At 54.9% G+C, this 16,028-nt stretch carries 9 protein-coding genes; 2 read left to right on the top strand and 7 right to left on the bottom strand.

The annotated features are described in order from the left end of the window. Nucleotides 1-67: 67 nt before the first annotated feature. Entirely contained in the window at nucleotides 68-6,793 is a 6,726-nt protein-coding gene (locus VGM48_RS09805) for an amino acid adenylation domain-containing protein (RefSeq protein ID WP_331578514.1), read from the bottom strand. A 255-nt stretch (nucleotides 6,794-7,048) separates the two neighbouring features. On the opposite strand from VGM48_RS09805, the gene VGM48_RS09800 reads away from it, so the two are divergent. Then, a complete protein-coding gene (locus VGM48_RS09800; RefSeq protein ID WP_331578512.1) occupies nucleotides 7,049-7,945 on the top strand; it encodes a cupin-like domain-containing protein in 897 nt (298 codons plus the stop codon). Between the two features lie 62 nt (nucleotides 7,946-8,007). On the opposite strand, the gene VGM48_RS09795 is transcribed toward VGM48_RS09800, so the two are convergent. From VGM48_RS09795 to VGM48_RS09785, 3 genes are read right to left on the bottom strand one after another with little or no spacing between them, the layout of a single operon-like run. Continuing rightward, entirely contained in the window at nucleotides 8,008-8,862 is an 855-nt protein-coding gene (locus tag VGM48_RS09795; protein WP_331578510.1) for a cupin-like domain-containing protein, read from the bottom strand. A 46-nt stretch (nucleotides 8,863-8,908) separates the two neighbouring features. Beyond that, a complete protein-coding gene (locus tag VGM48_RS09790; RefSeq protein ID WP_331578508.1) occupies nucleotides 8,909-10,294 on the bottom strand; it encodes a flippase in 1,386 nt (461 codons plus the stop codon). 40 nt (nucleotides 10,295-10,334) lie between these two features. After that, nucleotides 10,335-11,225, bottom strand: a complete 891-nt coding sequence (locus VGM48_RS09785) for a cupin-like domain-containing protein (protein WP_331578506.1) — start codon at nucleotides 11,223-11,225, stop codon at nucleotides 10,335-10,337. A gap of 231 nt (nucleotides 11,226-11,456) precedes the next feature. On the opposite strand from VGM48_RS09785, the gene VGM48_RS09780 reads away from it, so the two are divergent. Then, complete coding sequence (locus VGM48_RS09780) at nucleotides 11,457-12,935, top strand: O-antigen ligase family protein (protein WP_331578504.1); 1,479 nt, start codon at nucleotides 11,457-11,459, stop codon at nucleotides 12,933-12,935. On the opposite strand, the gene VGM48_RS09775 is transcribed toward VGM48_RS09780, so the two are convergent. Genes VGM48_RS09775 through VGM48_RS09765 form a run of 3 tightly spaced genes read right to left on the bottom strand, consistent with a single transcriptional unit; the run spans nucleotide 12,932 to nucleotide 15,992 of the window. Further along, complete coding sequence (locus tag VGM48_RS09775; RefSeq protein ID WP_331578502.1) at nucleotides 12,932-14,653, bottom strand: GMC family oxidoreductase; 1,722 nt, start codon at nucleotides 14,651-14,653, stop codon at nucleotides 12,932-12,934. The genes VGM48_RS09780 and VGM48_RS09775 overlap by 4 nt on opposite strands. Before the next feature lie 6 nt (nucleotides 14,654-14,659). Continuing rightward, on the bottom strand, nucleotides 14,660-15,238 hold the full coding sequence (locus VGM48_RS09770; protein WP_331578500.1) for a gluconate 2-dehydrogenase subunit 3 family protein: 579 nt from the start codon (nucleotides 15,236-15,238) through the stop codon (nucleotides 14,660-14,662). 1 nt (nucleotide 15,239) lies between these two features. Then, a complete protein-coding gene (locus tag VGM48_RS09765) occupies nucleotides 15,240-15,992 on the bottom strand; it encodes a TolC family protein (protein WP_331578498.1) in 753 nt (250 codons plus the stop codon). Nucleotides 15,993-16,028: the final 36 nt, after the last annotated feature.

Below are 16,028 nucleotides of genomic sequence, written 5' to 3'. Positions count from 1 at the left end.
GTGAATGGGTTAAATTCCACCGGTGATAGGTCGTTAGTCAGTTTTCCCTGGTCCAATTGTCTTCTTTTTAGTTGACTTGCAAATACTTCCCGGGGCGATCAGGATCATTGATAAACCACGCGGGGTTGCCGTCCTGATCCCGGCCCAGTCTTGCGCCAGGGATCAACGGTGTTTCATCGACTTTTATTTCAGGGTTTTTGTTGAGGACCGTTGGATTGGCATTTATGCTTTGAAGAAAGCCGGCGTCAATGAGCTGATCGACGCTTTGTTCGAATTTTTCGATGATGGTGTCGATGTCCTTCCGACTGTGGGCTTCCGTGAGGAAGCAGGGAAAACCATCGAGGATATGGATGCCTTTGTCCCTCATGAGGGTAAAGAGCAGTTCTCCATAGGTGATCTCTTCCTTCCATTTTATCTTCCAGAGCGAGCCGAACTGGGCGACATACAGCGGCAGTTCATGGCGTTTAGAGATGGCGTTGAAAGAATCTGCCAGATACTTTGTGTTGTCGGTAAGCAGTTGCTGGAGGGCCGGTCCTTTCGCCTTCATATACTCGAGGGAGGCTTTTGATGCGGCCAGTGCCAGCGGGTGTCTTACAAAGGTACCTGCAAAATACGTTACTCCCGCTTCCGGAGTGGAGTTATCTCCATATTTCCAGTCGCCGCCGTCTAAGGCGTTCATATACAGTTTCCGGCCGGCGATGACCCCGATGGAAATGCCCGAGCCGATGACCTTGCCATAGGTGCCGAGGTCGGCTTTTACGCCAAAAAGGGCCTGGGCGCCGCCGGGATGCATCCGGAAGCCGGTGATCACCTCGTCAAAGATGAGGCATGTGCCTGCATCTTCAGTGATGGTGCGCAACTTTTTCAGGAATTCCACGGGTTGGAACTCCGGCCGGCGGCTTTGGACGGGTTCGACGAGGACGGCGGCCAGTTCATGGGCGCGCTCTTTTATGATCCGGAGGCTTTCTTCGGTGCCATAGTCAAGGATCAGCATATTCTGGACGGCCTCGGGCATGATGCCTGGGGCGGCGGGGAAGGACTTCAATTTTTTCGATCCGCGGACGATGACCTCGTCCACGATGCCGTGGTAGGAACCGGCGAAAGCGACGATGGTGCTGCGGCCGGTCACGGTGCGGGCGATGCGCATGGCGCCCAGGACGGCTTCGGAGCCGGTGTTGCAAAGGGCGGCGCGGTCGAAGCCGGTAAACTCGCAGATGAGTTTGCTAACGGGGCCGGCCAACTCGTGTTGCGGACCTATCTCGTAGCCTTTTTCCATTTGTTCATGGATCGCGTTGACGATGATGCCGGGTTGGTATCCGAGCATATTGGAGCCAAAGCCATTCAGCGCGTCGATATATTCATTTCCGTCGAGGTCCCAAAGCCGGCTGCCCTTCGAGCGGTTGACGACGATGGGGTATACGATCTCTTTTGTCTGTGGTTTGAAGCCGGTGACCACGCGGGGGTCGGCCATATAGGAGCGATGTTCGGCGGTGTAGCGCTTGCTCGTGGCCGTCTTTGCCGTATAGCGGGCGACGAGGTCGTTGAGGAAGGCTTGCTGGCGGACATCGAGTTCGCGGGCATTCTTATCGATCTTGGCGGTGGCGCCAAAGGGTTTTTTGTGTTCTACCAATTCTTCGGCCGTGAGATCGCCTTCCATTTTCGGTTTGCCGTTGCCGTTTGCCGATGGCGCCGGGATGAAGGCCGGGGCAGCCATGGCCTGTGGTATTGCGACGACGGGGGCGGCCTGTTGATAGACCGGCATGGGAATGCCGCCTTGCAGGAGGGCGATCTGCTGGGCCAGCAGTTGGATCTGCTGGGAGATGAGTGCGATGACGGTGGCGTTGTTGCCCCCCGCCGGGATCGCGGACTGCTGGGCGTAGGCTATGGGTTGTTGGGCGTATGCCATGGGCTGCTGTGCGTAAGCCGGCTGGTGCTGGGCATAGGTTTGCGGCTGTGCCTGGAGTTGAGCCTGCGGAAGTTGTTGGGATTGGACCTGTACCGGGTCGGGGGGCAGATTGGCGTCCAGGTAGGTCACCAGCAGGTTCAGGCTGCCGTATTCTTCGTTCAACTGGCGAAAGGAGATCGGCAGGTTAAAACTTTTTTTCAGATTCAGGGCCACCTGGGTGAGCAGGAGGGAGTCGAGTCCGAGTTCCACGAAGCTGGTGTCGGGGTCTGCGGCCTGCAATTCGATTCCGGAAGCGTCTTCCAGGATCTCTTTCACTTTTCGAATCAGTTCTGTTGTACGCATAGGTCTGTTTTGAGTCAAATTTTCGGTGATAGGGAAGGACATGGATGTATGCGGCTGTGGCTGCAGTGGTGACGGCTGTGCCTGTGGGGCCGGCGGCTGTGGTGGGTTCACCCAGGCGGGCTGGCGGTCGAAGGCGTAGGCCGGAAGTTCGAGGCGGCGGCGCTGCTGGCCGGCGTAGAACGCATTCCAGTTGGGTTGGATGCCGTTGAGCCACAGTTGGCCGAGAGCTTTCAGGACGGCGTGGTATTGGGAGGCGCCTTCTTCGGCGTCGAGGCTGCTGATGGCGGTGGCGGGTTTTGCGGTGCGGTGCTGGCGGACGAGGACGGCGGTAACTTTTCCGGGTCCGACCTCGAGCATCAGCCGGTTGTCGTTTTCCAGCAAGGTGGTGACAGCGCCGGAGAACCTAACGGTTTCGCGCAGGTGGGCCGCCCAGTATGCCGGGCTTGTGGCTTCGGTATCGGTGAGCCATTTTCCGGTGGCGGTGGAGGCAATCGGCAGCCGGGGCAGGCTGAGCGGGATGGAGGCTACCAGTTGGCGGAAGGGTTCCACTACCGCGTCCATCATGGCGGAGTGGAAGGCGTGACTTGTATAAAGTGGTTTATTCTGGATGCCCTGGCTTTCTAGCAAGGCGGAGAAGGTGGTGATCTCGGCGGTGGGGCCGGAAACCACACAGAGTTCGGGGCTGTTTACAGCAGCCATTGAAAGGGTTCCGGGCAGCAGCGGTGCGATCTTTTCATGGGGGGCGCGGATGCTGAGCATGCTGCCACCGGGTTGTTCCGACATCATCCGGCCGCGTGTGGCGATCAGGTGTAAGCCGTCTTTGAGGCTGAAGACGCCGGCCAGATGGGCTGCGACGAATTCCCCGATGCTATGTCCGGCGAAGGCCGCGGGGACGATGCCCCAGCTTTTCCAGAGACAGGACAGGGCGTATTCTATGACAAAAAGCGCGGGCTGGGCGTAAAGTGTATTGTTGATGCGTGCGGCCGTATCCGGGGTGTTCTGGCGGGGATAGAGAATCCCGCGGATGTCCTCGCCCATGACGGGAAGCAGCAGCTGTGCGCATTCGTCTACGGCCTGCCGGAAGACCGCTTCGTGTTCATAGAGTTGGAGGCCCATGTTCACCTGTTGTGAACCCTGACCAGGGAACAGGAAGACGATATCGGTGCGGGATTCTTCGAGGATGCCGGTTGTTGACGGAGCCGGAGCCGGCTGCCGCAGCTGGCGGACGAGGTCTTTCTCATCGGTGGCCAGGACGAAGCGGCGGGCGGCGAATTCAGCCCGGGTGGATTGAAGGGTAAAGGCGATGTCTGCGAGGCTTCCCGGTGTGGCTGTGGCGGCGCAGGCGGCGAGACGGTTGCCGTAGGCTTCCCGGCTTTGCGGCGTGCGGGCGGACCAGGTAACGAGTTGAACGGGTCTGCCGGCCGGGGAACCGGCGGGTGCGGGTTGCGGGGCTTCTTCGACGACGACGTGTACGTTGGTGCCACCAACGCCGAAGGAGCTGACGCCGGCCCTTCTCAAGCCGTTCGCCTGCCAGTCGCGGAGGGCGGTATTGACAAAGAAGGGTGTCTGGCCGAAATCGATTGCCGGGTTGGCGGAGTTGTAGTTGATGGATGGGGGCAGCTGGCGGTGCCAGAGCGCCAGGGTCGTTTTTATGAGACCTGCCACGCCGGCGGCGGCGGTGAGGTGACCCATATTGCTTTTGATAGACCCGATGGCGCAGTATTGTTTTTTGGATTGGTCGCCGAAGGCCATGCGGAGACCTTCGATCTCGATGGGATCACCGAGGGGGGTTGCCGTTCCGTGAGCTTCTACATAGCTGATAGAGGAGGCCTCGAAGCCGGCCTCGGCGATCGCCATGGCGATGGCGCCTGCCTGGCCTTCCGCGCTTGGGGCGGTGAAGGAGCCTTTTCCGCTGCCGTCGTTGTTAATGCCGGCGCCTTTTAGAACGGCGTAGATCGTATCGCCGTCTTTTTCCGCCTGTTCCCTTCGTTTCAGCAGTACGATGCCGGCGCCGTCGCTGAAGGTGGTGCCCTGGGCTTCGGCATCGAATGGCCGGCAATGTCCATCGCGGCTGAGCATGGCGCCATCCTGGTAGATGTGACCGCTGCGGATAGGCGCGGTGACGGAGGCGCCGCCGGCGAGGGCGATATCGCACTGGCCTTTGCGGAGGCTGTCCATTGCCTGGGCCACGGCCAGCAGGGAGGTGGAGCAGCCGGAGTGGACGCTGACGGCGGGTCCTTTGAGGTTGAGGACGTATGCCGTGCGGCTGGCCACGTAGTCTTTTTCGTTATAGGTCATCACCTGGAAGCTTCCGACCCGGTCGACCAGTTCTTTGTTGGGGATGACGTTGTTGAGATAGTAGCTGTTGTTGCCGGAGCCGGCGAAGACGCCGATGGAACCGGAATATTTTTCGGGGAGGTAGCCCGTTTTTTCAAGGGCTTCCCAGGCTATTTCGAGGAAGATGCGCTGTTGGGGGTCCATCAGTTCGGCGAGGCGGGGGCTGATGCCGAAGAAGCCTGCGTCGAAGGTGTCGGCGCCGTCGATGATGCCGCGTACCGGCACGTAGTCCGGGTCGTTGCGGAGGGAAGCGGGGATCGCCGCATCGAGTTCTTCTTTCGAGAAGAAGGAGACGGTCTCTTTCCCGGTTTTCAGGATGGTCCACAGCTCGTCGATGGTGGCGGCTCCGGGGAAGCGGCCGGCCATCCCGATGATGGCGATATCGTCGTTGCCGGCGCCGGTGGTCCGACGGCCGTGATCTTTTGGCAACTGGATACGGGCTTTTTTTCCGCCGTCGAGCCAGGCGGCGACGGTTTTTACCGTCGGAAACTGATAGAGTTTTGTGATCGGTAGATCGAGGCCGTGCTCCTGTTGCAGGACGGCTACGGTCTTCAGGGCTACCAGGGAGTTGCCGCCGAGTTCGAAAAAGTTGTCTTCGGAGCCAACCTTGTCCAGCTGCAGGAGTCCGGCCCAGAGACCGGCGAGCAGGGTCTCCGTCTTTGTAGCGGGCGCTTTGTAGAGGACGGTCAGTTCCGGGCGTTTGATCTCCGGTTTGGGGAGGGCTCGTTTATCGATCTTCCCGCTGGTGGTATGCGGGAGTTCGTCGAGCCAGACGAAGGCTGCCGGCATCATGTAGTCGGGGAGCGTGCGGGCGAGGAGCTGGCGCAGGGCCTGGGTGTCTTTTTTACCGCTGCTGCTGACCATGTAGGCTACGAGTCTCTTTGTTCCCGGGACGTCTTCTCTTGCGATGACGACGGATTGCTGGACGTCGGATGCCTGGTTGAGGACCACTTCGATCTCGCCGAGTTCGATGCGGTAGCCACGGATCTTGACCTGATCGTCCATGCGACCGAGGAATTCGATGTTGCCATCGGGCAGGTAGCGGGCGAGGTCACCGGTGCGGTACAGGCGAAGTTGCCCTTTTTCGGGATGGGTCCAGTGCAGATATTTCTGAGCTGTGAGTTCGGGTCGATGGAGATAGCCTTCGGACAGACAGACGCCGCTGAAGCAGAGTTCGCCGATGTCTCCATCGGGGAGCAGACGTTGCTGGGGGTCGAGGATCCAGGCGCCGGTGTTGTCGATGGGTTTGCCGATATTGGGCAGTGCGGGCCAGGCGTTGGGATCGCCCTGCAGGACGAGTTCGGTAACGACGTGGGTCTCGGTTGGGCCATACTGGTTGTACAGTACGGCGCCGGGAAGGGCCGAGAAGAAGTTGACTACCTGGGGAGTTATTTTCAATTGTTCACCAGCCGTCATCACTTCCTGAAGAGAGGAAGGAAAGAGTTTTGCGTTGTCGGCGGCTTCGGTGATGTATTGCAATGCGACAAAGGGCAGGAAGATGCGGTTGATGCCTTCCGAGCCGATGAAGCGGAGCAGTTTCTGCGGGTCGAGGCGCAGCTCGTCTTCGATGAGAACCAGGGTGCCGCCTGTTGTAAGTGTGGCGAACAGTTCCTGGAACGAAACGTCGAAGGTCAGCGGTGCGAACTGGAGGGTGCGGGTACCGGCTGCGGCGATGGAATGTTTTTGCTGCCATTGGAGCAGATTGACCAGCGGTGCGTGGCCCATGCATACGCCTTTTGACTTGCCGGTGGATCCGGAGGTGTAGAGGAGGTAGGCAAGGAATGGTTCGCGGTTTTGGATGGCCGTTAGGTCGACGGCGGCTGTGGTTGCGTTGAAGGAAAGGGGGGAGAGACCCTGCAGCGATGCGAGGGTGGCTTCTTCTTCCGTAGACATGGAAAGGCAGGTATCGATGCCCGAGTCGGAGACTATTTGTTGCAGGCGATCCGCGGGGTAAGAAGGATCGAGTGGAAGATAGGCTTTGCCCGAGCGAAGGATGGCGAGGACACCGATGACCATTTCGATGCGGCGCATGGTGCTGATGCCGATGGCGGCGGAGTTAGGCGAACGGGCGATGATCGCTTGTGATAGGCGGGACGCTTCGCGGTCGAGGTCTGCGTAGGTGAGGATGCGTTCGCCAAAACTGACGGCAATATAGTCAGGGGTCAGCCTAAGCTGACGCTCAAAAAGTGAATGGATGGACATTTCCATGGCTACTACGATAAACAGGTTAGCATTCGCAGGGCAGAATACGTATCTGCCGTGTATTTTAGGGGTTTTTACAGGCTCTCAAATATACTACTTACTCTGTGATTTTTTTAATGTTTTGGCCCTTCCTGGCATTAAAAATTGAGTAAAAAGACATATCTTTATTGCACTTACTACCCAGCGTTTGTACTTTTCCTCCTGTGTCCAGTCTCCGAATGATACCGCGCATTCAAAAAATACCCAAAAACAACAGGCCCCATGTTACAGGAAGCCGTTAAGCTCAAAGCCGTGTCCGGAACTGTCGAGACGATAGACCGGAGGTCGAACCTATCGCGTAGGGAACTCATCAAGGAATATATCGAGCCCGGGAGGCCGGTTGTCCTTACGGATGCGGCGCGCCAATGGCCCGGAATGGGCAAGGTGACACCGCAGTTCATCAAGGAAAAATATGGGCATCTGACCAAGAATGTAAAAGGCGTGGAGTATACCTTTTCCGACCTTATCGATAGGGTATTGGCTTCGTCGCCTGAAACTCCGGCACCTTACCCCTTCAATGTCAATGTGGAATATTATTGCCCGGAAATGCGTAAGGAATTTAAGCCGGAGATCGTATTCGGTAAGCTGGACCGGATCAATCATCCGTTGTTACCTCGTTTCATGATGCATGGGACCGAGGTTTATGAATTTTTTATCGGCGGTCAGGGGGCTTCCTTTCCATTTCTGCATGTCGACGAACTATTTCTGCATAATCAGCTGACGCAACTATATGGCAGCAAGGAGTTTATCTTGTTCGGGCCGGAACAGACGCCGTATCTGTATCCAACTCCGAATAATCCAAAGATCTCACAGGTGAATGTACTGAATCCCGACTATGAGAAATTTCCCCTGTTCAGGGAGGCCCGGCCGTTGCGGGTGATGGTCAATCAGGGTGAGACGCTGCTGTTCCCGACAGGGTGGTGGCATATTACCCAGATACATGAGCCTTGTATTTCGCTTGGGCGTTGCCATTTGAATGGCTCCAACTGGAGGGCCTTCGTGAGGGACGAGGCGAAGGTGTGGAGGCGAAAGTCCGCTTTGATGTCGATGGCTGTTTATGCCTATGGGATGGCCCTGGGGGTTTTGATGGATGCGCAAGAGGCGCTGATGCCGTTATGAAAAATTTTCACTCAGAATAAAAAAAGGGACCCAGGGGTCCCTTTTTCATTTGTAAGTTGAACTCATGAGCGTTTTGCTCCGAGTGCATCGCCCAGTTTGCAGGTCTGGCCGGCGAACCATGCGTAGCTGTATTGTTTGATGGCTCTCAGCGTTCCTTCGCGTTTTTTGAACATCCACACGTCCTTCATGAATTCGGGATAGTTCTTTCTGTTGAGCTGGTCGAAGGCTACCGAGATGGTGGGTGTCAGGGAGTAAGCGCTGTGCCAGGTGCCAAAGGGGATGAAGAGGGTTTCGCCCGCACCGACCGTGAAATGGATCGGGGTGGCGTTCTTGTATTTGGGAAATTTTTCGTAGTCGGGCTCGAAGATATTGATATCGGAGCGCCAGGGATCATCTGCTTTCGGATATAGGAATTCTTCCTGGCCGCGGGGATAGACGGTGAAGCGTTTTTCGCCGTAGAGCTGGTTGATCCAGGCGCTGAGGTGATAGTAATCGAGATGGACATAGGGAAAGCGACCGCCCGGGCCGCCGATGAACAATTCGGTTACGCCGCCCCAGTTACCTTTTTTGAACCATTTGCTCTCGAGCCAGTTCGGGCAGGCATAGTTGAGGTTCAGGGGTTGGAGCATGGGGGTCAGTTCGGGCAGGGTTTCCGGTATATTGTAGATAATGGGATAGGGTGCGGGATCTTTTTCGGTGCTGTTCTCCACCATGTCCATCACTTCACGCATGGTGTATTTTTTCCCCTTGACTTCGACGGTGCGTTCGCCGTAGTTCTGACGGAACCAATCGGGAGTGAAGGTGCCATTTGCTTTCCAGACCTTTGACGCGTTTTTAAAGACGACAGGAGTTCCGGTCATATAGAACTCGTTATGAAATTCTTTTGGGGTAATGTCGTCCACTTTCTGCACTTGCATTTTTACACGGTTTATGGGTTGAAAAATACTTCTTTTTTCCCGTTAATCATAGGCTCCGCTGCATTTTCTTGCTGATGCGCGGGCGGACATAAACACGGTAGAACTCAGGATAGAACTGGATTGCGTAGACAAAGGTATTCAGGAAATTGATCTTAAGCTGTTTGTTGAGAATGGCCTGGATAATGATGAAGAAGATCAGGCAGGCGATGAGCGAAGCATAGACGGCGCCCATCATTCCGAAGTCTTCGATCAGGATCCAGGTGAGAAAGAGTTCGAGAGCGGTGAAGAGGAGGATGATGATAAAATTGATCCGGGGTTTACCGATGGAGTCCATGATCGTTCCAAAGAGTCTGCTGAATGGGGTGAGCAGGCAATAGAGGACGGTGACCCGGATGACGGGGATGGTTTCGGGGTATCTGTTCCCGGCGATGAAGCGTACGGTAAAATCGGGGAAGATGAAAAGGAGCGCGAGTGAGGGGATCAGGATTGCCAACAGGGTGCCGACGGATTTCTCGTACAGGTATTTTATCGCCTGCTGGCCGCCGGTAGCAAAGCGTTTTGCGCTTTGGGGAAAGACGACCGTTCCGAGCGCGTTGGTGGGCACTTCCGTGAGTGTGGTGATGCGGACAGCGACGTTGAAAGCGCCGGCCGTGTCTGCAGACACGATGGCGCCGAGCATCATTTGGTTGATCGAGCCGGTGAGGATGCCGCTGATATTGGTGCCAAAGACATATTTGCCGTAGTTAAAGAGTTTTTTTACCCAGGCGAGGTCGACCTTTTTTTCGAAGGTGAGGTCATTGCTGACGAAGAGGTATTGGATCAGCATCGCTACGAAGGCGCAGCCGGCCTGCACCCAGATGAAACTGATGAGGGTGAGCGGCCAACGGAGAAAGTATGCGAGTATAACGTACGTAAAAAAGCCACCCTGGCGGATCATGCTGCTGATCAACACGCCCTTAAAACTAAGATTGGCCTGTTCGATCCATTGGAACTGATAGAGCAGGCCCTGCAGCAGATAGACGATGTTGAAGAGATAGAACATATGGACCAGGCCCTGATCGTGCCAGATGTGGGCGAGATAGCCGGCGATGCAGATGTTGAGGATCATGCAAACCAGCATCAGGCCACCGCTGAGGTAGAAGGAGGCTGTTATGATTGCGGGGTGCTCTTTTTTCGAATGATCCGAGAGGTATTTAATGAGCGCATTCTGGACCATGCCGCTGCGGGCAGAGTCAAAGATCGTTGTGGTGGCGATGAACAGGGACCAGATGCCGTACTGATGTTTGTCGAGTTCGCGGACAAGAAAGTAGAAGCTTCCAAAACCAAAGATAAGATTTTGAAAATTGATCATCAGGCTCAGGAAACCGGATTGAAGCCAATAGCGTCGATTAGGAGTATTCATGTTGACGTCCGTGCCAGCTGGCGGTTTCAATGCCAGGTTTTAAAGAGTACAAATATTTACAGATATGCAATTAGCTTATCCGGGACTTAATAAATCCGACGCTGCGAAGATACATCGCATAGACTGAAAAGAGGCGGGGACTATAGCTATTGCTTTGCAAATAGTTTACGAGATCGGGCCAGTTTGAGCTGTTGGAAAGGCTGATCACCGTGCTAAGAGATGTTCCGGGCACCCGGGTGGTGTGCCACCAGCCCGCGGGCATGAAGGCGCTTTCACCGGCTTTTACGACTACTCTCGTAGCGGAGGCCTTTGCAAACAGCGGGTACTTGCTTAGATCGGGATGGTCTACATCGACCACTTCGGAAAAGCGGGAACCGGGTTTCCGGTAGAGCCAGGGTTCCTGGTCCGGGGGGTAGACGACGAGCTCTTTATCACCGTAGTGTTGGGTGATGAAGGCGTGAACTCCAAGGTCATCGATATGCAGATAGGGGAATATCCTGCGACCGCAGAAATTCACCTCGATTTGAGACTCCCGGTTGAGGCGGCGGGTGACGGATCCGACCAGGTAATTACCTCCCAGCCAATTTGGCTTGACGTAAGAAGGGGTCGGTTGAACGTGATCGACGAGATCGGGGAAAACGTCTTTCAACGGCTGTTCACGAAGGAACGGGCCGGGTGTGCCGTTGTGATTGGTGATGCTGTCGATAAAATCTTCCATCCGCATTTCGCCCTGATCGGTGGTGACGAGCTTACCGGGGTATCTATCCCGGAAGAACTGAGGAGTCCAGGTGGATGCCTTCCAGGCGGCGGTAGCGTCCGTGATAATGACCGGTTTGCGGGGAAACAGGTACTCGTGCTTGAACTCTTCGTAGGAAAGATTGTTGCGGCGGTCGATGGTGACCGTTTTGGCGGTGTCGGTAGTAGGGGTCGCCTTTAAAGCAGGCATACTTTCACTTGTCATAATCACGTTATTATATTTGCCAAGATATACATAATTTTAGGAAATTTTATGCCTTTTTGCCGGGTGACCGGGTATTTTACTGCCGGTAGTTGATAATGAATGGGTTCTTCTATGGACAACAACCAAAATACCACGAACAGGGAACGTACGACACATGAGAAACTGGTCATTTTTTTCATGGCTGCCGTGCTTATTTTTATCATCCTAAAAGTTTGTTTTCTTTAGCCGCTAATGGACAACAATTACGTTCTTCGCAGAAAGCAGCGTGTCAGTGGGCGGTTCAACCGTTGGCTTACGAGGACCTTCCTCGATGAGAAGCTTTACAATTGGTTTGGCTGCGTTTTATTAGCCCTGGTTGCGGCCGGATTTGGCTATCTTCTGGCTAAGCAGGCGGTCATCGGCATCAGTCTTTTTGTGTTGGTGATCGGGCTTTGCGCCGTGCTTCCCTGTCTGGCCAACGGCGCGACGTCGTTGTATTTTGTCCTGTTTTACAACTATTTTATTTATTTCGTGCCCCGGCTTATCGGAAACGATTCGATAAAAGTCGGGGTCGGTTATGATCTGCTGCTGATAGTTGCCATGTTGGGGTTCGTATTGCGGCGGGAGCGGCTGAGGAAGGCATCGAATCATTTATTCCACACGCCGGTGATGATATGGACGCTGGTGCTGTATATCTATACGATCATCGAGTTCTTCAATCCATTGGCGCATTCCTTTACGGGATGGTATATCAGTTTTCGTGTTGCTACGGAAAGTTTCCTGTTGTTCTTCATTGCGTATCAGGTCTTCAACAGTTTTAACCGGATCGACAACTTTCTGCTGATGTTGTTCTGGGCTTCCTTTATCTGCGCTATTTATGGTTGTATCCAGCAATGGCACGGGCTGTTTCCCTTCGAGATGACGTATATCAGCAGGATCAAGGGTACCTCGCTTTATTATGCCGGGCAGATCCGCAAGTTCTCGACCACCTCGGGGCCGACGGCTTTTGGGATGGACATGGCGGGGGTCGCGGTGTTATACATTATCCTTGGCCTGAACGAGAAGAGGCGGTTGCGAAAATATCTCTATTTTACGGGGGTGATGGTCATGATCCTTTCCAGTACCTATTCGGGTACGCGCACTTCTAATATTATGTTGCTGGCGGGACTATTCATCTATATCCTTTTACAGGCCAATAAAAAGCAAACGCGCATTTTTGCGGGTGTGATGGTGCTGATGCTCCTGTTCGTCATCAATCTGCCGTACTACAGCAATGCGACGTTGAACCGGTTTCGCAGCAGCTTCCAGGGCAAGCATGACGACTCTTATCTTGTAAGGGAGGTGAACCGGAAGCATATTCAACCCTATATCTATTCTCATCCGATCGGCGGGGGGCTTGGGACGACGAATGCAGCGGGCGTTTCTTACAACCCCGGGCATTATCTGGCGAATTTCCAGACGGATGACGGGTATCTGAAGACTGCGCTCGAGATCGGCTGGATCGGGTTGCTGATCACGTGTATCCTCTACTTCTACATTCTGCGAACGGGTGTAGTGGAATATTTCAGTACGAACAACGGGCGGAACAAATCGATCCTGGCGGCGTGTCTGGCCTGTTTGTTCTCGTTCATGCTTGCCGACCTGGCGCAGGAAGGCATCAATGAGATCACGAATGTATGTATCTATTACCCGGCGATCGCGATCCTGTTGCGGGTGAACTATGTCTCCTAGAGATCTCCTTTTTTCAGCTGGCTGACGGCGTAGTCGCATGCGCGGGCCGTGAGGGCCATATAGGTCAGGGATGGGTTTTGCGTGGCGGAGGAGGTCATGCAACTACCGTCTGTGATGAAGACGTTCTTAACATCGTGCATCTGGTTAAAGCCGTTGAGGACCGAGGTCTTTGGATCGCGTCCCATACGGACGGTCCCCATTTCGTGGACGGCCGATCCGCCGGGTTGCGCGTGACTATAGGAGTTGATATTCTTAAATCCTGTGCGTTCCAGCATCTCCCGGGTGCTTTCTTCTACGTCCTTTTGCATCGCCCGTTCGTTTTCGTGGTATTCGAAATCGATTTTTATCACGGGCTGGCCCCATTTGTCTTTCTTAGCGTCGTCCAGCGTGATCTTGTTGGAGTAATAGGGCAGGGTCTCTCCCCAGCCGCCCATCCAAAGGGTCCAGGGTCCGGGTTGGACGAGTTTATCACGGAAGTCGGCGCCGAAACCTTCCAGGGAGGCCAACCGTTCGACGCCTTCTGCGCGGGTGCCGTTTCCCTGTAGTCCGTAGCCACGGATGAAATCTTTCCGGGCAGTTTCTTTGCTGATATTGCGGTAGCGGGGGATATAGATGCCGACGGGCCTTCTGCCGGAGAAATACCGGTCATCGAAGCCTTCGTATTCTCCCAGTGCGCCGCTGCCGGTGAAATGGTCCATGAGGTTGTGACCTACCTGTTCGCTGGAATTCCCGAGGCCGTTGGGGAAGGTGGGAGAGGTAGAGTTCAGCAGGAGGGCGGCCGTTGCGATGGTAGAGGCGTTGAGGAAGATGACCCGGGCGAAATAATCGGTTATTGCTTTTGTGTGGGCGTTCATTACCCGGACGCCCGTGGCCTTGTGTTTTTTTTCGTCGTAGAGAACTTCAAGGACAATGGAGTCGGGCAGGAGGGTCATATTCCCCGTTTGTTCTGCTGCGGGGAGGGTGGCAGCGTTGCTGCTGAAGTAGCCGCTGAAGGGACAGCCGCGGGCGCAGAGATTGCGAAACTGGCAGGGGCCGCGGCCCTGCACTGCCTGTGTGAGGTTGGCGACGCGGCCGATGGTCACGATGCGGTCGTTATACTGTTGTTTTATCTTGTTGGTGAATTCGGTCTCGATGCAGGTCATTTCCATCGGTGGCAGGAAGATGCTGTCGGGGAGGTGGGGAAGGCCTTCTGCTTTACCGCTGATGCCGGCAAAGGTCTCCACGTAATCATACCAGGGAGCGATATCCTTATAACGGATGGGCCAATCGACGGCGATACCATCCTTTGCGTTGGCTTCGAAGTCGAGATCGCTAAGCCGGTAGCATTGGCGTCCCCAGGTGAGGGAGCGGCCGCCTACCTGGTAGCCGCGGATCCAGTTGAAGGGTTTTTGTTGGATATACGGATGTTCGCTGTCGCTTACGTACCATTGTTTATTGCTTTCCGTATAGGCTCCGCTTTGGATAGGGTCGGCTTCCTTGTCTTTGCGGGTATTTTCGAGATGGTGCGGGAATTCCCAGGGCGCCATGAAGGCTGTCGTATAGTCTTTGACGTGCTGGACGTTGCGGCCTCTTTCGAGGACGAGGGTCCTGAGGCCTTTTTCGCAAAGCTCTTTTGCGGCCCAACCGCCGCTGATGCCGGAGCCTACCACGATGGCGTCAAAGCTGTTTGCGCCGACTCCTTTTGTATTGAGATTTGGTATTTGTCGCGGATCGCCCATTCGGTGTTATTTTGTTGCCCATGCTCTTTGTCCCGGGGCTTTTGGGATGCAGCCGTGGAAACTGCCGGGGATCGCCACATAGGCCAATCCTTTGCCGGCGCCCAGTTCGGAGGTGCAGTAACCCCGAACGGTGTAGTCGCGCAGCAGGTAGAAGAACGATTTACCGAGGTATTTGTTCTGTGCTTTTCCCAGGATGCCATTGAGAGGGCGGCCTTTTTCCTGGAAATGGGTCATAATTGCCGTTTGTTCGGCGGGGGTGCCCGCTTCGTATTCCTTTTTGTATGTGGAGCGGCTATAGTGTACGAGGTCTTTTAATCCGTCGATGAAGGTGTTGGCGGCATGGATGTCCACGCAATCTTTGACGAGACGGATGATGTATTCATGGACGCCGGCTTCGGCTGCGCCTGGAATCGACGGGCCGGGTGGGAGGATGGTCTGCACGAGGGCCGCCAGGGTAGCCCGGTGTTTATCGGGGTAGTCAAAGTCAGGAGATTTGTTCCACTCGTACCATTCATAGCCCGAAAAAGCGCCGGCTCCGATGGCACCGGTGAGCAGAATTCGGCCGATGGCTGTACGTCTTTTCATATCAATTGATGACCGATTCCAGGCGAACGCCGATGACCTGTTCGATCTCGAGTTTTTGCAGATCGGCCTGCAACTGGTAATTAAGCAGTTTGGTCATTTCCATGGAGTAACTGCGGGAGGACTCGCTATAGGCTTCGATGGTAACGGAGCCATCATTGAAACGTTTTTCCATTTGCAGGAATGCGGCGTGGATGTCGTCGGCAACCTGTCTTTCGAGGAGTACCAGGGAATTACTTACACGCCAGTTCTTGTATTTTGACAATACGTCCGTCCGGAGTTTCAGTGCGAGATCGATCTGATTGTCCTCGGCGATCTTTACTTCTTCCTTTGCAGCCTTGACCTGGCCGCCTTTGGAGACGATGGTCCCGATAGGGATCGTGATGCCGTAGAAGTATTTAGGATAGATATAGGCGATCGAGCTGTTGGCAGAGTAATGTTTGAACGACTGGTCGTTGAACTGAGAAGAAAGGGTCAGCAGGTCGAACCAGGAATTCTTTTCCTGTTTTACCTTGTATTTGGCGATGGTGATCAGCCTTGTTATGGCGTCATAGGAGACGTTTTGCAGGGCCAGCTGGACGAGCTTTTCCTCGACTCCGGTGTCCCTGATGGGCAGTGAACGGATGGGCCGTTTGTTAAGGGGCGGGGTATACGGCGCCTGATAATTCTGAGCCTGTGAGGTCGTCGATGCGAGCAGTATAGAAAGGGTGATCAACCAGCAGGAACCGGCCAACCGGAAGCTTTTTTCTCTCTTCATGAGATGGGTGTTTGACAAATGTAATATACGTGTTTT

The organism is Puia sp., from assembly GCF_036500295.1.
Lineage (GTDB): Bacteria > Bacteroidota > Bacteroidia > Chitinophagales > Chitinophagaceae > Puia.
Note: the sequence above shows the minus strand (reverse complement) of the source record. Positions and strands in the feature narration are given on the sequence as shown.